The sequence below is a fragment of the Streptomyces sp. NPDC003697 genome, assembly GCF_053587115.1.
Genome location: NZ_JBSFNN010000023.1, coordinates 1 through 16,152 on the forward strand (window position 1 = coordinate 1; position 16,152 = coordinate 16,152).

Annotated in this window: 17 protein-coding genes; 15 read left to right on the forward strand and 2 right to left on the reverse strand. The window is 73.3% G+C overall.

The features are described from left to right. Positions 1-105: 105 nt before the first annotated feature. Entirely contained in the window at positions 106-1,836 is a 1,731-nt protein-coding gene (locus tag ACWDNY_RS12305) for a chitinase (protein WP_451645663.1), read from the reverse strand. Positions 1,837-2,338: 502 nt separating this feature from the next. Here ACWDNY_RS12305 and ACWDNY_RS12310 point away from each other — a divergent pair. From ACWDNY_RS12310 to ACWDNY_RS12375, 14 genes are all read left to right on the forward strand, one after another. Continuing rightward, entirely contained in the window at positions 2,339-3,181 is an 843-nt protein-coding gene (locus tag ACWDNY_RS12310) for a hypothetical protein (protein WP_451645664.1), read from the forward strand. Positions 3,182-3,296: 115 nt separating this feature from the next. Further along, positions 3,297-4,004: a Flp pilus assembly protein CpaB gene (gene cpaB, locus ACWDNY_RS12315; protein ID WP_451645665.1), complete on the forward strand. Its 708-nt coding sequence runs from the start codon at positions 3,297-3,299 to the stop codon at positions 4,002-4,004. Positions 4,005-4,013: 9 nt separating this feature from the next. Next, positions 4,014-5,279 carry an AAA family ATPase gene (locus tag ACWDNY_RS12320; protein ID WP_451645666.1) on the forward strand — a complete coding sequence of 422 codons (1,266 nt, stop codon included), beginning with the start codon at positions 4,014-4,016 and terminating at the stop codon, positions 5,277-5,279. Beyond that, a complete protein-coding gene (locus ACWDNY_RS12325) occupies positions 5,276-5,677 on the forward strand; it encodes a TadE/TadG family type IV pilus assembly protein (protein WP_451645667.1) in 402 nt (133 codons plus the stop codon). Before ACWDNY_RS12320 ends, ACWDNY_RS12325 begins: the two co-directional genes overlap by 4 nt. A gap of 1 nt (position 5,678) precedes the next feature. Continuing rightward, the gene (locus ACWDNY_RS12330; protein WP_451645668.1) at positions 5,679-6,035 is read left to right on the forward strand and encodes a TadE/TadG family type IV pilus assembly protein; all 357 of its coding nucleotides are present in this window, start codon (positions 5,679-5,681) and stop codon (positions 6,033-6,035) included. Positions 6,036-6,053: 18 nt separating this feature from the next. Continuing rightward, entirely contained in the window at positions 6,054-7,391 is a 1,338-nt protein-coding gene (locus tag ACWDNY_RS12335) for a CpaF family protein (protein ID WP_451645669.1), read from the forward strand. A 9-nt stretch (positions 7,392-7,400) separates the two neighbouring features. Further along, on the forward strand, positions 7,401-8,342 hold the full coding sequence (locus ACWDNY_RS12340; protein WP_451645670.1) for a type II secretion system F family protein: 942 nt from the start codon (positions 7,401-7,403) through the stop codon (positions 8,340-8,342). A gap of 30 nt (positions 8,343-8,372) precedes the next feature. Continuing rightward, on the forward strand, positions 8,373-9,260 hold the full coding sequence (locus ACWDNY_RS12345) for a DUF5936 domain-containing protein (RefSeq protein ID WP_451645671.1): 888 nt from the start codon (positions 8,373-8,375) through the stop codon (positions 9,258-9,260). An 894-nt stretch (positions 9,261-10,154) separates the two neighbouring features. Beyond that, positions 10,155-11,345, forward strand: a complete 1,191-nt coding sequence (locus ACWDNY_RS12350) for a sensor histidine kinase (protein ID WP_451645736.1) — start codon at positions 10,155-10,157, stop codon at positions 11,343-11,345. A 103-nt stretch (positions 11,346-11,448) separates the two neighbouring features. Then, positions 11,449-12,462: a response regulator gene (locus ACWDNY_RS12355; RefSeq protein WP_451645672.1), complete on the forward strand. Its 1,014-nt coding sequence runs from the start codon at positions 11,449-11,451 to the stop codon at positions 12,460-12,462. Positions 12,463-12,646: 184 nt separating this feature from the next. Further along, positions 12,647-12,844 carry a Flp family type IVb pilin gene (locus tag ACWDNY_RS12360; RefSeq protein ID WP_451645673.1) on the forward strand — a complete coding sequence of 66 codons (198 nt, stop codon included), beginning with the start codon at positions 12,647-12,649 and terminating at the stop codon, positions 12,842-12,844. After that, positions 12,841-13,440, forward strand: coding sequence for a pilus assembly protein TadG-related protein (locus tag ACWDNY_RS12365; RefSeq protein ID WP_451645737.1), 600 nt, complete (start codon positions 12,841-12,843; stop codon positions 13,438-13,440). The genes ACWDNY_RS12360 and ACWDNY_RS12365 overlap by 4 nt, the downstream gene beginning before the upstream one ends. 34 nt (positions 13,441-13,474) lie before the next feature. After that, the gene (locus ACWDNY_RS12370) at positions 13,475-14,053 is read left to right on the forward strand and encodes a hypothetical protein (protein WP_451645674.1); all 579 of its coding nucleotides are present in this window, start codon (positions 13,475-13,477) and stop codon (positions 14,051-14,053) included. Between the two features lie 8 nt (positions 14,054-14,061). Further along, positions 14,062-14,709, forward strand: coding sequence for an OmpA family protein (locus ACWDNY_RS12375; protein ID WP_451645675.1), 648 nt, complete (start codon positions 14,062-14,064; stop codon positions 14,707-14,709). 85 nt (positions 14,710-14,794) lie between these two features. Here the strand turns inward: ACWDNY_RS12375 and ACWDNY_RS12380 are convergent, their stop codons facing one another. Beyond that, positions 14,795-15,175 carry a DUF192 domain-containing protein gene (locus ACWDNY_RS12380; RefSeq protein ID WP_451645676.1) on the reverse strand — a complete coding sequence of 127 codons (381 nt, stop codon included), beginning with the start codon at positions 15,173-15,175 and terminating at the stop codon, positions 14,795-14,797. A gap of 230 nt (positions 15,176-15,405) precedes the next feature. Between ACWDNY_RS12380 and ACWDNY_RS12385 the strand changes: the two genes are divergently transcribed. After that, positions 15,406-16,149: a prepilin peptidase gene (locus tag ACWDNY_RS12385; protein WP_451645677.1), complete on the forward strand. Its 744-nt coding sequence runs from the start codon at positions 15,406-15,408 to the stop codon at positions 16,147-16,149. Positions 16,150-16,152 lie beyond the last annotated feature (3 nt).

The window sequence follows — 16,152 nt, forward strand, 5'->3', positions numbered from 1 at the left end:
GCCGTCGCTCATGCGGCGGAGCTTTTTCCGCGCCTCTTGCCACGACCGCGGTAAGTGCCGGGAACCGGGTCTCCGGCGGTCGGCCCTGGCGGCCGCCGCCCGCGCCTACGGCAGCGCGTGCACGTGCGGTCCCACCGGGCCCGACCAGGCGTTGCCCGACGCCGCGTCCCAGTTCGTCGACCACGTCATCGCGCCCCGCAGGTCCGGGTACGTCCGCGACGGCTTGAACGTTCCGCAGTTGGTGGCCCTCGTCAGGCAGTCCAGGGCGTTGTTCACCACCGCCGGGGAGACGTAGCCGCCGCCGGCCGCCCGTGCCGAGGCCGGAAGGCCGAGGCCCACCTGGGACGGGGCCAGGCCGCCCTCCAGCTGGATGCAGGCCAGGGCCGTCAGGAAGTCCACGGTGCCCTGGCTGTAGACCTTGCCGTCGCAGCCCAGCATCGAACCGCTGTTGTAGTACTGCATGTTGACGACGGTGAGGATGTCCTTGACGTTCAGGGCCGTGCGGAAGTAGCCGGCGGACGTCGACTGCATGTCGATCGTCTGCGGCGCCATGGTGATGACCAGTGAGGGGCCCGCCTTCGCCGACAGCGCGCGCAGCGCCTGCGTCATGTACGTGGCGTTGATGCCGTTCTCCAGGTCGATGTCCACGCCGTCGAACCCGTACGTCCGCATCAGCGCGTGGACGGAGTCGGCGAAGTTCGCCGCCGATGTCGCGTCGCTGACCGACACCGTGCCGTTCTGGCCGCCGACCGAGACGATCACCTTCTTGCCGGCCGCCTGCTTCGCCCTGATGTCCGCCTTGAACTGGTCCACCGTGTAGCCGCCGAGGCCGGCGGAGTCCAGGGTGAAGGACACCCCTCCCGGTGTCGCCGTCGCGTCCGCGAAGGCCACCGCGATGATGTCGTACTGCGCGGGCACGTCCGCGATCCTCTGGACCGTCGCGCCGTTGTCGAAGTTCTGCCAGTAGCCCGTCACCGCGTGCTTCGGCAGCCCGGCGCCGCTGCCGCCGCCTCCGGTCGCGGCCGTCGTGCCGGTCACCGTCGCCGACTTCGCGGACTCGCCCGCCGCGTTCGTCGCGGTCACCTGGAAGGAGTACGCCGTCGCCGCGGACAGACCCGTCAGCGTCGCGGAGGTTCCCGTCACCGCCGTCGCCTTCGTACCGTCGCGGTAGACGGTGTAACCCGTCGCGCCCGACACCGAGTTCCAGGACAGGGACACGGACGACGACGTCGTCCCCGTCACCCGCACGCCGCCCGGCGCGGAGGGGACCGTCGGCGCCGGGTCACCGCCACCGCCCCCGTCCGGGCCGAACACCGAGACGTCGTCGGCGTAGTAGGCGGCCTGGCCGTACCAGCCGTGCAGGTACACCGTGACCGACGTCGTCGACGCGCCGGTGGTGAAGGTGGTCGACAGTTGCTTCCACGCGGCCGTGTCCGGGGTCCACGTCGACACGTCCGTCGTGCCGGTGCCGCTCGCGCCCAGGTAGGCGTACCCGCCCTGCACCCACGCGCTCAGCGTGTACGTCGAGTTCGGCCTGACCGCCACCGTCTGGGCGCACCGCGCGTTGTCCTGGCCGCTCGGCGCCGCCTTCAGCGCGGCGGAGCCCGCGTGCACGGGGGAGGAGACGGTCGTGCCGCTGCCGGCGGAGCAGTCCCAGGCGCCCAGGCCCGACTCGAAGCCGGCGTTCCGGGCGTTGTTGACGTCCGCCGCCGAGGCCTGGCCGGCGCCCGCGAAACAGAGGGAGAGGGCGAGGGCCGCGGTCACGGCTCCCGACCAGGTCCGTATCCGGCGTCCGCGTCCGGGCAGGAGTCTGGGCATGGCTGGTGCGCGGTCCACTGGGGCCTCCGGTGGGGGAGAGGAGAGCAGAGGGGGAGGGGAGGGGAGGAGCAGGAGACGGCGGCCACCGTTCAGTCGTGGAACAAGTTGGTCCAGACCAATTGGCTTGTCAAGGGTCCGGGCAGGACGCGTCGCCCTCGGTGGCCGCGCGACGCCCCTCGCGCCCTGAGCGGTTCGGGGCGCACCTTCCCGCCGGGCCGCCGGCAGCCTCCCCACCGGGCCGTCGGCGACATGCCCGCCCCGCGCCCCGCCGGCGGACCCCCGCCGCGCGGTCCGCCGGCCCGCTCCGGCCCGCCCCTTGCGCGCCCGTCCCGCACTCGGCACGCTCAACCTGCCCCGCTTTGCGGCGACTTGTGCACAGTGAGTTGCGGGTCGGCTCCGGATTCGCTGTTCTCCGGCCAGGAATGCGTGGATACAGTGCTGACGTAGTCACGCAGTGAAGTCGACGTGGTGAGCCGGAGGAACGCCGGCGCGCCGGGTGGCGTGGAACGGGGAGCTGGGCGTGCCAACTGCCATCGCTGTGACCAGTGCCGACATGGCGCTGCCGGCGCAGGACGAGCGGACCCTGCCCGCCGTCGTCCTGCGGGACCTCGACCGGCAGCCGTTGGACCAGTCGCTGGCCGGGATGCAGGCGCTGATCGACCAGCACGGGCACGTGATCGTCCTGTGCTCCCGGGCCGCCCCGCCCGGAGTGGCCCGCCGGCTGCACACCGTCCGGTCCCTGCTGGAGAGCGACCGCATCGCCCTGTTCCGCCCGGAACTGCCGCCGCTCGCACTGGCCGTCCTGACCCGCCAGTTACGGCAGCTCGCCTCCTGCGACCTCAGCCCCGGGGTGCTCGCCTCGGCGGGCCGGCTGCTCACCCACTACCTCCACGCGGGCGCCGTCCTGAACTCCGTCACCCGCCTCGACCGCGTCCCCGTCGGCCTGCGGACCCACGCCAAGTCCTGGGTGCCCGGCAGCCAGTTCGGCGTGATCGCCCACCCCGAGCCCCGGCTGGTCAGGATCGAGCCCGGGGCGTCGCTGCCGGGGCCGGAGTTCGGCAGCTGGATGCTGGTCGCCAAGGGCCAGCTCCAGACCGACTGGATCACCACCGTCCTCGCCCCGGCCTGGAACGTGCTCGGGCTGCGCGAGGCCCACCTGCCGGCCGAGTCCCCCCGCTGGTGGGGGACGGGACGGCTGGCCGAGTTCTGCACCTACCTGCCCGACCTCTCGGTCCTCTACCAGCTGGTCACCTCGGTGCGCCGGCACACCTGCCACTGGTGCGGCATCGACGTCATCGGCGACCGCTGCGTCTTCTGCTGCGCCACGCCACCCGTCCACGAGAACCCGGCCCCCGCCGGGTGAGCACCCCACCGCCCGGGCGTTCACCGGGTCCCCGCGGCCGGGAGCCCGTCACGCACCCCTGCTCAGACCGACCGATCCCGCTCGACCGATCTCCGCAATCGAGGTTGTACGGTTCATGAACTCCCGTCAGCGCCGCGGCGTGATACTGCTGGTCCTGTCCGTCATCTGCGCCCTCGGCGCGTTCGCGGGCGTGCTCTCCGTCATCAGCGACGTGAAGTCCCAGGTCGGCCCGGAGGTCACCGCATACCGGGTGCGCACCGAGGTGCCGCCCTACACGGCGCTCAGCAGGAGCCAGTTCGAGAAGGTGCGGATGCCCGAGCGGTGGCTGTCGTCCACCGCCGTCACCGACCTCCGCCGGATCCAGGGCAAGATCGCCGTGACGACGCTGCGCGAGGGCTCCCTGCTGCAGAGCGACATGATCGTGGACCAGCCCGCCCTGCAGCCCGGGCAGCAGGAGGTCGCCATCATGATCGACGCGGCGACCGGCGTGGCCGGCAAGATCACCCCCGGCTCCGCGGTCAACGTCTACGCCACCTTCGACGGGCAGCGGGAGGGCGACCCAGCCCAGTCCAAGATCATCGTGACCAACGCCAAGGTGCTCGACGTCGGCCGGATCACCGCGCTCGAACCGCAGGCCGACAACAGGAACCGGCAGCCCACCGAGGCCGTCCCCATCACCTTCGCGCTCTCCACGATCGACGCCCAGCGCATCACCTACGCCGAGTCGTTCGCCCAGCGGGTCCGGCTCGCGCTCGTCGCGCCCGGCAGCGCAGCCGGTGTCCCGGCCACGGACCGGACCTACGAACTCGCGAAGGACAAGTGAGAGGCCCGCATGCCCACCAGGATCCTCCCGGCAGCCGGCGACGCGGACGCGGTCCGGTCCCTCACGACACTGCTCGGCCAGCTCCCCGACGCCGAGCCCGTGCCCGCCGTGGCCGACTCCACCCAGCTCATCGACACCCTGGCGCGGCTCGCCGCCGAGTCCGTCGACGACCTGCCCGAGGTCGTGGTGGTGCACGAGCGGATCGGCCCGGTGCCCGCCCTGGAGCTGGTCCGCGAGGTCGCCCTGCGCTTCCCGGCCGTCGGGGTCATCCTCCTGACCTCCGACGCCGGCCCGGCACTGTTCTCGGCCGCCATGGACTCCGGCGCCCGCGGCCTGGTGGCGCTGCCCCTGAGCTACGAGGACGTGGCCAGCCGGGTTCAGGCGGTCGCGCAGTGGTCGGTGGGCGTGCGGCGCCACCTCGGCCACGGCGGGGACGTGTTCACCGGCGTCGGCGGCCGGGTCGTCACGGTCAGCGGCGCCAAGGGCGGCGTGGGCACCACGCTGACCGCCGTCCACCTGGCCCTCGCCGCGCAGGCCTCCGGGTACGGTACCGCCCTCGTCGACATGGACCTCCAGGCCGGTGACGTCGCCTCCTACCTCGACGTCCAGTTCCGCCGTTCCGTCGTGGACCTCGCGGCCATCACGGACATCTCCCCGCGCGTCCTCGCCGACGCCGTCTTCCGCCACGACACCGGAGTCGCGCTGCTGCTCGCCCCCGGCGAGGGCGAACGCGGCGAGGAGGTCACCGACCGCGCCGCCCGCCAGATCGTCAGCGCCCTGCGCTCCCGCTACGAGGTCGTCGTCCTCGACTGCGGTGCCCAGCTCAGCGGCGCCGGCGCGGCCGCGATCGAGATGGCGGACACCGCCCTGCTGCTGACCACCCCGGACGTGGTCGCCGTCCGCGCGGCCAGACGGACCGTGCGCATGTGGGACCGGCTGCAGATCCGCAAGGCCGAGGAGACGACGATCGTCGTCAACCGGCACACCCGCGCCACGGAGATCCAGCCACCGCTCATCCAGAGGATCACCGGCACCGTCGTGGCCGGCACCCCGATCCCCGCGAACTTCAAGGAGCTGCAGGGCGCCGTCGACGCCGGGCGCGTGCACGAGCTGGACGGCAGGAGCGCGGTGAAGCAGGCCCTGTGGTCCCTCGCGGGCGAACTGGGCCTCGTCAAGGCGGCCGCACGCGCCCCGCGGAGCGGCGGCCGGCTGAGGGGCGGCGACCGGGGCTCGGTGAGCTTCCGGCGGCGCCGGGACACAGGGGGTGGGGGATGAGCGCGCGCACGGCCCCGACGCGGCGGCTGCGGTCGGACCGCGGCCAGGTCGCCGTCGAGTTCCTCGGCATGACACCGGCCATCATCGTCACGCTGGTGGTGCTGTGGCAGTGCGTGCTGTGGGGATACACGTACACGCTCGCGGGCAACGCCGCGGACGAGGCGGTACGGGCGGGCACCGCGGCGGACCGCGGCAGCCGGCCGGCCGCGTGCCGGCGGGCGGGCCTCATGGACCTGTCGGACGCGTGGCGTGGCGGGGCCGCGGTGGACTGCACGACCGGCGGGGGCTACGTCACGGCCGACGTCGAGCTCCGGGTCCCCGTCCTCTTCCCGGGGCTCATCGACTTCCCGTTCACGGTCGCCGGTCACGCCGGCGCCGTAGAGGAGGCGACGAACTGACATGCCGTACGCCCGCGCACGCCACGACCGGGGCCAGGTCGCCCTGGAATACCTCGGGTTCATCCCCATCCTGGTCCTGGTCGCGCTGGCGGCCGTGCAGATCGGGCTGATCGCGTACACGGCGCAGCAGGCCGGCACGGCGGCACGGGCCGGCGCACGGGCGGCCTCGCTCCAGCAGAGCGCCCGGCAGGCCTGCGCACGGGCGGTCAGCGGATGGCTCGCCGACGGAACCAGCTGCCCGCCGGCCTACGGGGGCGACGAGGTCACCGTCACCGCCACCGTGCGCATCCCGTCGATCGTCCCGGGCTGGAGCTTCGACCCGGCCCGCAAGACCGCCACCATGCCGCTGGACCACTGAGCGAGGAGCACCGGACCCATGAGCCTGCGGGCGCGCATCAACTCCCCCGAGGAGCACGGCAGCCGGGGCGAGGACAGCCACCTGGTCGCCTCCTACCGGACCAAGCTGCTGGAGGAGATCGACCTCGCCGAGATGAGCTCTCTGGCCGCCGCCGAGCGCCGGGCCCGGCTGGAACGGGTCCTCGGGCACATCATCAGCCGTGAGGGACCGGTCCTGTCGACCGCCGAACGCTCCCAGCTGATCCGCCGCGTGGTCGACGAGGCGCTGGGACTCGGCATCCTGGAGCCGTTGCTCGAGGACGCCTCGATCACGGAGATCATGGTGAACGGCCCGGACGCGATCTTCGTGGAGCGGGGCGGCCGGGTCGAGCAGCTGCCCCTGCGGTTCGCCTCCCAGGACCAGCTCATGCAGACCATCGAACGCATCGTCTCCACGGTCAACCGGCGGGTGGACGAGTCACATCCGATGGTCGACGCCCGTCTGCCGTCCGGCGAGCGCGTCAACGTGATCATCCCGCCGCTGTCGCTGACCGGTCCCACGCTCACCATCCGCCGCTTCCCGCGCTCCTTCACCCTCCAGGAGCTGATCGGCTTCGGCTCGCTGGACGAGCACATGGTGTACCTGCTCGCCGGGCTGGTGCAGGCGAAGTTCAACGTCATCGTCTCGGGCGCCACCGGCACCGGCAAGACGACCCTCCTCAACGCCCTCTCCGGACTCATCCCCGGCGGCGAACGCATCATCACCATCGAGGACTCCGCCGAGCTCCAGCTCCAGCAGAGCCACGTCATCCGGCTGGAGTCCCGCCCGCCCAACGTGGAGGGCCGGGGGCAGGTCACCATCCGCGACCTGGTCCGCAACTCGCTGCGCATGCGCCCCGACCGCATCGTCGTCGGCGAGGTCCGCGGCGGCGAGTCGCTGGACATGCTCCAGGCCATGTCCACCGGCCACGACGGCTCCCTCGCCACCGTGCACGCCAACAGCGCCGAGGACGCCCTGATGCGGCTGCAGACGCTGGCGTCCATGTCCGACGTCGAGGTGCCGTTCGCCGCGCTGCACGACCAGATCAACAGCGCCGTCGACGTCATCGTCCAGCTCACCCGGTTCGCCGACGGCGCCCGCCGCATCACCGAGGTCGCCCTGCTGGACAGCCACGGCAGCGAGCCGTACCGCCTGACGACCGTGGCCCGCTTCCACGCCCGGCCGATGACCGCCGACGGCCGTGTCCACGGCGCCTTCGAGCACTTCCCGCTGCCGCGCCGCGCCGCCGACCGGCTCCACCTGGCCGGCCAGCCCCTCCCGCAGGCCTTCGGCGTCGCCCAGTCCGCAGACCAGCTCGCCACCCGAGAAGCCAGGTAGGACCGCCCCATGGATCTGCACACCCTCGTCCCTCTCACCCTCGGCGTCACCCTGCTGACCTGCCTCCTGGCCGTGGCGGGCCTGCACTCCTACGCCACGGGCAGGGCCCAGCGGGCCGCCCTCGTCGACCGGCTCACGCAGAGCGGCCGGACCGCACCCGGCCGCACCCGGCGCTTCCGCACCCTCGACCGGCGGCTGCGCCGCACCCGGCTCGGCCGGAGGCTGGAGCTGCGCCTCCTCGCCACCGGCTTGGACGTCACCCCCGGCGAGTTCTTCGCCTACATGCTGGCGGCGGTGGCGGCCCTGTGGCTGATCGGCCAGGCCGCGCTCGCCCCCTTCTTCGGGCCGCTCGCCGGGCTGCTGGGCGTCTGGGCGGCGCTGCAGTTCCTCACCTGGCAGCGGCAGAAGCGCATCGAGAGGTTCATCAACCAGCTCCCCGAACTGGCGCGCATCCTGGCCAACGCCACCCAGGCCGGCCTCGCCCTGCGCACCGCGATCGGCATGGCCGCGGAGGAGCTGGAGGCCCCGGCGGGCGAGGAGCTGGCCAAGGTGGCCCACCAACTCGCCCTGGGCGCCTCGATGGACGACGCGCTGGGCGAACTCGCCGACCGGCTCCCCTCCCGCGAGCTGGTCGTCCTCGTCACCACCCTGGTGCTGTCCAACCGGGCCGGCGGCCAGGTCGTCAGCGCCCTGCGCAACCTCACGGACACCCTGGAGGAGCGCAAGGAGACGCGCCGTGAGATCCGCACCCAGCTCTCCCAGGTCAACATGACGTCGTACGCCGTGCCGGTGCTCGGGGTGGGCGCGTTGTTCCTGATGGACGGCGTCAGGGCGGGCGCCCTGGAGCGGATGACCGGCTCCCCGGTCGGCCAGGGGGCGGTCGTCGTCGCCTTCGCCCTCTACGCCGTCGGCTTCGTCCTCATCCGCCGTCTGTCCCGCATCGACGTCTGAGCCACCGCTCACGGAAGGAGGGGGAACGGGATGGCACTCCTGCTCGCGCTCGCCATGGCCCTCGGCGTGTGGGGCGTCTTCGCCGGCATCCGCATGTACCGGGCGGAGACCAAGCTGCCCGGCGACCTCGCGCTGGCCCTGGAGGTCGGCGCCACGCGCACGGGCGCGGTGGACTCCCTCGTCGACCGCCTCGGCATGCGCTACGCCCCCGCCGTGCTGCGTCTGATGGGCCCCAGGCTGGTGGCCAGGTACCGCCGCAGGATCGACCTGGCCGGCAACCCCGGCGGCCTGACCATCGACCGGTACGCGGCCCGCCGTGCCGTCTACGGCTTCCTCGGCGGGTTCGGCGGCCTGCTGATGCTGCTGCGCGGCCGGCCCTTCGTGGCGCTGCTGCTGTTCGCCTTCGGCGCCTTCTGGACGGAGGTCGGCATCTGGGCCGCGATCCGCGTCCGCAAGGGCGTCATCGAACGGACCCTGCCCGACTTCCTGGACGTGCTCGCCGTCGTGGTCGGCGCCGGCCTCGGCTTCCGCCAGGCCCTGGACCGCGTGGCGTCCCGGTACGAGGGCCCGTGGGCGGACGAACTGCGCATCACCCTGCGCCAGATGGACCTGGGCATGAGCCGTCGCCAGGCGTTCGCCGAACTGCGCCGCCGCAACGACTCCGAGCAGGTCGCGATGTTCGTGACGGCCCTGCAGCAGGGCGAGGAACTGGGCGCGCCGATCGTCGACACGCTCGTCGCCCTGGCCCGGGACATGCGCCGTACGGACGCGCAGAACGCCCGCCGCAAGGCGGCCCGCGCGGTCCCCAAGGCCACCATGATGATCACCACCTTCATGGTCCCGGCCACGATGCTCCTCCTCGGCGCGGGCCTGCTGCTGGGCTCCGGCGTGGACTTCGGCTCGGTCACGGGCAAGTAGGAGGCGACGACGGACATGGCGACGAAGGACCGCATCGGCCGTCCCGGACTGCCGCTGCGGCAGCCGCTGCCGCCGGCGTTGCCGCAGCCCCTGCCGCTCCGGCGACCCGGGCTCGCCGGGGTCAGGACCCCGCCGGCGGGCCCGGCCCTGCCGGCCCACGTCCGCACGGACGCCCCGGTCACCCCGGATGCCCCGGCAACGCCACCGGGCTGGGAGCCGGCCCAGGGGCGCCGGGCGGCGGGTGAGCCGCTGCCCGCGGTACGGCAGCAGCCCGACCAGGAGGCGCGGGGTGCCGGGCCCTCGGAGGCGGAGGCCGACGAGACCGGGCCGGTGCGGACGGCCGGGGTTGGGCGGAGGCGTGGGCCCGCTCCGCAGGCCGGGTCCGTTCCGCAGTCGGATTCGGTCCCGCGGGCCGACCCTGTCCCGCGGGCCGGGTCTGTTCCGCCGACGGCACGTGTTCCGCAGGCCGGTCCCGCCCCGCACCCCACCTCCGTTCCGCAGCCGGATTCGGTCCCGCGGGCTGACCCTGTCCTGCAGCCCGGGCCCGTTCCGCCCGTGGATTCGGTCCCGCGGGCCGACCCTGTCCTGCAGCCCGGGCCCGTTCCGCCCCTGGATTCGGTCCCGCGGGCCGACCCTGTCCCGCAGACCGGGCCCGTTCCGCAGGCGGAGTCCGTCCCGCGGGGCCGGCCGGTTCCGTCGCAGCAGGCGCCGGCTCCCCGGATCCCGCGAGCCCTTGAGCCGGGCGCGGCGCCCCCGCCTCCGCCTCCGCACGGGTCACCAGACCCCGACGGGGGGCCGGTGACCGGCGGCCAGGGTGCTCCAGCGGACCCGCCCGCCTCCGGCGGCGCACCCGGCACGGCACCGGAGAAGCTCCAGATCAGTGCGCTCCAGGCGATGTGCCGCCATGTCTTCGCCTTCCGCCTGGCCATGATCGCCCTCGCCACCCCCGCGGCCCTGCTGAACGCCGCCCCCGGCCTCGCCGCCCGCCTCGTCGGCGCCGCGGTCGTCGTCACCTTCATGGGCTCCTACGTCCTGTTCCGCGACTGGGAACGGTTCGGCCCCCTCCTCCTGCGCCACCCCACCCTCCTGGCCCTCGACACCCTCTTCGGCGCCCTCCTGCTGATCGCGGCGGGCCCGGACAGCACTCTGGCCTACGTCTGCGTCTGCACGCCCTTCCTCGCCGGCCTCGTCTACGGCTGGCGCGGCGCGGGCGTCTTCGCCTCCCTCCAGGTGCTCATCCTGCTCCTCGTCTACGCGAGCCACCGGGACCTGTCCGCGGGTCTGGCCCACTCCGCCCTGTTCCCCGGGCTGTGCGTCGTGGCCGGAGCGGCGGGCGTCACCCTGCGCAACCTCCTCCTCCGGTTCGGCGAGGCGACCCAGGCACTGACCGCCGTCCAGGCCCGCCTCGCCGTCACGGAGGCGGTGAGCGCCGAACGCGCCCGTCTGGCCCGGGAGATGCACGACTCGGTCGCCAAGACCCTGCACGGCGTCGCGCTGGCCGCGGACGGTCTGGCCGGCTCGGCGGGCGCCGACCGCGTGGACCCGGCCCTGGTGCGGCGGCAGGCCGAACTGGTCGCCCGCTCCGTGCGCCGGGCCGCCGCCGAGTCCCGCGAACTCCTCGCCGACCTGCGCAGCGAGACCGATCCCGGCCACGGAACCGACCTCCTCACCGAACTCGCCGCCCGGACCCACGACTTCGCTGCCCGTACCGGGCTGCCCGCCGCCTTCCGCCCGACCGGTGAGCACTCGGTCCCCGCGGTCCCGCCCGCGGTGGCCCGCCAGATCCTCACCATCGCCTCGGAGGCCATGGAGAACGCCCATCGCCACGCCGGGCCGACCCGTGTCGAGGTGCGGGCCGGTGTCCACGGCGGCCTGCTCCGCGTCAGCGTGTGCGACGACGGCCGCGGCCTGCCCGACGGCACCACACTGCAACAGCTGCGCCGCGCGGGCCACTTCGGGCTCGTCGGCATGGTGGAGCGGGCGGCCGCGGTCGGCGCCCGCATCCGCATCGGCCGCGGTGCCCTCCCCCGGGGCACGGAAGTCCGCCTCGAACTGCCCCTGGCGGCACTGACTGTCCCACCCTGACGGCCGCCATCACCCAGGACGGCCACACCCGTGGACCGCACCCGCACGATCCCGTCCCGCTCGCACCCTGCTGCTCCCCCCACGACCCGAGAGGAGGCCGCCCATGCCGGACCAGACGCCGGACCGGACGACTCCGCACCCCGGACCCCAGCAGTCCCCGCCCGCCGGCGCACACCAGGGTCTCCCGCAGACCCCGGAGCCTCCGCGACTCCCGCGGGCCGCGCCGGCGGCTCCGGCGACGCCGCTGCGCGTGGTCGTGGCGGACGACAACCCCGTGGTGCGCGCCGGACTGACGGCACTGCTCTCCGGCCGGGAGGACATCACGGTGGTCGCCGAGGCCGCCGACGGCCGCGCGGCCTGCGAGGCCGCCCACCACCACCGGCCGGACGTCGTCCTCCTGGACGTCCGCATGCCCGGACTGGACGGCATCTCGGCGCTGCCGTACCTGGTGGGCATCGCCCCGGTCGTGATGCTCACCTACAGCCGCGAGGCGGAGATCGTGCAGGAGGCCCTGCGCCGGGGTGCGGCGGGCTACCTGGTGCACGGCGAGTTCACCGCGGAACAGCTGGTGTCGGCGGTACGGGACGTCAGGGCGGACCGGGCCCACCTCTCCCCGACGGCCGCGAGCGCCTTGCTGGCCCAGTTGCGCCAGGGGCAGGCGCGGGGACGGGACCAGGGCGGACGCCCCCTGCCGGAGGGCCTGGGCGGTGCGACTGCACACGATGACACATGCCCCCTGCCGCCAGCCGGATACGCTCAATATCCTCTAGGCGTAAGGCATTCTGGGCCGTCGTCTCCCGTACCGGCCGCTCCTTCGTCAGAAAACCTTTCGCGTCTGCAACCGAATGTGGGACAGTCGTCGTCTGGGTGGACGGGCGGCCGTCAGGCCGTCGTCGACAGGTCGCGGTTCCAACTCAGTACGAGGGAGGCGGAGATCATGGACCTCATCGCGTCCGGCATGACGAACCAGCAGATCGCCGCCACCTGTTTCATCAGCGAGAAGACCGTCAAGAACCACATCAACCGGATCTTCGCCAAACTCCACAGCACGAGCCGGGCGGAGGCCGCCGCCAAGTGGCTGGGCACGGCGCCGGGTCCGCACCGAGGGCGGGGGTGAGCGGCGATGACGCTGCGACGGAGCGAATCGCGCAAGGACGGCCGGGCCTCTCTTTGGGCCCGCGATTGGGCCCCGGGACCCTCTGCCGACCGGGACACCCGGCCGTACGTTTCCCGTGTCGCGACCGGCACCGAGACTCAGCCGTCGGCCGGTCACCGGCCGGTCGACTCCGGAGGGGAACACCATGACCAACTGGATCAACACGACCGTCGCTCACCTTCAGACCCGCGCCGCGCGCAACGACAAGGGGCAGACGGCGGTGGAGTACCTCGGGATCATCGCGGTGGTGGTGGCGATCGTGCTGGCGATCACGGGTACGGACATCGGCCAGTCCATCTTCGACGCCATCACTCAGAAGATCGCCGAGGTCACCGGCGGCTGAGGCGGCGCAGCACACACGACGACGCAGGGCAGGCTCTCCCCATCTACATCACGGTGGTGGGGGGCCTGCTCTTCCTCGCGTTCGCCTACCTCGCGGTCGGCCAGGCCGCGGCGAATCGGAACGGCGCCCAGACAGCGGCCGACGCCGCGGCACTCGCGGCGGCCCAGGACACCCGGGGCCAACTCGCGGGCGACTGGCTGAAGGACGTGCTCGATCCGGCCAAGTGGCAGGACATCTTCGACGGCCGGGTGCAGTTGACCGGGGATTCCTGCCGGCGAGCCCACGAACTGGCCGGGCGGAACGCCGCCCAGGTGGAGTCCTGCGGAGCGGACGGACCCTTGCGGTACACGGTTGACGTGCGGACCGACAAGTCCGTGGGGGATTCCATCGTGCCCGGCACCGAGTCGCGGCACAGCAGGGCGTCGGCGACTGCGGTGATCGAGCCGCTCTGCACGTTCGAACTCCACGCTGTGGATGCCGAAGAGAACACGTTGCCGAGTCTGTCCTGCCGGGACAGGAGCTGGCCCCTGGACCCCCAAAACCTCGGCGATGTGCCGGGCCCCGAGGACCTCTTCGACGTCCATCTGGCCGAGTGACAAGCGAACGACGAGTGGAGAAGGAAGCGGAGCGATGAGCATTCGGTTCACTGCGAAGGCCCGCAAGGGGATGGTCGCACTGACCGTCGCGGCCGGTCTGGCCCTTGGTGCGGCCGGCTGCGGTGGTGGCGGGGACGAGAAGAAGCCGGACGTCTCCCCGTCCGCGTCAAAGGGCGGCGGCTCGGGCCCGAGTGCCCAGGAGGGACAATCGGCTGAGCCTCTGGCGGAATTGAGGGGTCCGGACGGCCTGCTCCTTCGGATCACCTCGGCCGAACGCGACTCGGGCGGATTCGTCACCGTCAACGGCACCCTGAAGAATGACGGAGCCAAGAGCATCGCCATCCCTTCGGCCCTGAGCGGCAACGAGACCGAGATCATCAGAAACGGCAGATCGCTCGGCGGCGCGACACTCGTCGATTCCAAGAGCAAGAAGCGTTACTACGTGCTGAGGGACACGGATGGCCGGCCGCTGACCACCACGGGATTCTCCACGATCAGGGCTGGTGACGACCTGCCGGTCTTCATGCAGTTCCCGGCGCCGCCGGCGGGCACTACGGAGGTCAGCTTCCAGCTTCCGGCCTTCCCCGCCACCACCCTCAAGGTCTCCGGGTGAGGGCGGCCATGACCCACAGCCGGACGATGGCGGGCCACCCGCGTCTCGCCGTCACCCTCACCGCCGCCACGCTCACCGTCGCTGCTCATCTGTGCGGCGCGGCCCCGGCGCACGCCGACGACGGGCCCAGTGTGCCCCCGGGCACGGAGGCGTCGGCCTCCGCTCCCGTCGAGGTCGACCCGAACGACCCGGATCTCAAGCTGCCCGAGGGTGCCACCCTCGCCGCCGTCAAGGTGCTCGACATCAAGTCGGTCGTCGAGGACCAGGGCGGTGAGGAGCGCCGCTCGGACACCAACACGGACGTGACCTTCGCACTCCAGGCCGAGGTGCTGTTCGGCAAGGACAGCGCCAGGCTGAGCGCAGAGGCCAAGTCCCGCATCACCGCGATCGCCGAGGAGATCAGGAAGCAGAAGTCCACGCACGTCCGGGTCTTCGGCTTCACGGACAACCTGGGTTCGTCGGCCCACGGCGACGTGCTGTCCAAGCAGCGCGCCACCGCCGTTCAGACCTTCCTGGACCAGGATCTGAACAACCCGGGCATCACCTTCGAGGTGCGTGGCTACGGCGAGCAGTACCCGATCGCCGACAACGCCACGGAGGCGGGCCGCAAGAAGAACCGCCGCGTCGAGGTGTCCTTCCCGCGCACGGTGGGCTGAGCCGGCCCGCGAAGGGCGCCCGAGGCCCGTCCCGCGTCCCGTCGGTGGGGGACGCACCCTTCCGCCGTCACCGACCGTCCCGGATTCACCCCGCCCCCGTGTCGGCCTCCACCGTCACCCGCACCCCCGGCCGCAGCCCCCACCCCGCCATCGCCCCCGCCGTCGCCTCCAGGACGTGCCGGGAGCGGAGGCGGGGCAGCCCCAGGCGTCCCGGCCTCATGGTGCGGACGGCGAGGACCGTGAGATCGCGGTCGAGGTAGGCGACGTCGATGGCGAAGCGCATACGGAAGGTGTGCACGCTGCCGGCCGGGGACAGCAGGATGGCCCCGTCGACGCCGTCGCGGCCGAGGAGACCCCTGGTGCGGGCCCGGTAGGACGTCGCCAGCTCCAGCGGCACGGTCACCGGTGCCGCCCGGTCCCCGTGCACGAGCAGCGTCCCCCGCCCGCCCCGCAGGCGCCGTCCCATGCCCGTCCCCCCTTCGCTCCCGACGCACCCCCGTGTCGACCGGCCGCCGCCCGACCCACTGACCGGCCACCCGGCGGACCCACTGACCGGTCGCCGGCGGACCCACTGACCGGCTGACCGGCCGTCTGCCCGTCGCCCGTCTGCCCGACCGACCGTACCGGCGGCGGCTGGGCCTCGCATGGGTCCACGGGCCCATGCCGCGGCCGGTGCCCGCGCACTAGGGTCCGGGCGTGCGCGTACTTCTGATCGTCGTGGCGGCCCTGTGGGGTGCGGGGACGGGACTGCTGCTGCCCCGGGCCGCCCACCGGTTCTCGGTCGATCCGGGGCAGCCCTGGCGCGGGGAGTGCCCCGCCGGTCACCCGATCACGGGCTCGTTCGGCGGCTGGGTGGGACGGGCGCGCTGCACGGACGCCGGGGCGTGCGGGGCGTACGGGCCGAGCACCCCCGTCGCGGCCACGGTGACGGCGCTCGTCTGCGCCGCCCTCGCCGCAGCCGCCGGCCCCCGCCCCGAGGCCGCGGTGTGGGTGCTCGCCGCGCCCGTCGCCGTGCTGCTGGCCCTGGTCGACCACCGGGTGCACCGGCTCCCGGACGTGCTGACCCTACCGCTCGCCGCGGCGACCGCCGCCCTGCTCGGGGCCGCCGCGCTGCTCCCCACTGCCGCGGGCTCCTGGCCGACGGCGCTGCTCGGCGGACTCGCCCTGTCGGCCGCCTACTTCGTGCTGTTCGGCCTCAACCCGGCCGGGATGGGCTTCGGTGACGTCAAGCTCGCGCCGGCGCTCGGTACGGCCCTCGGCTGGTACGGCTGGCCGGTGTGGACCGCGGGCGCCCTCGCCGGGCTGCTGTACGGCGCCGTCTACGGCACCGTCCTGCTGGTGCTGCGCCGCGTCCACCGGAAGTCGGCCATCCCGCTGGGCCCGTTCATGCTCGGCGGGGCGTTCACCGGGCTGCTGCTGGGGGCGTTGGCGTCGCCCTGACGG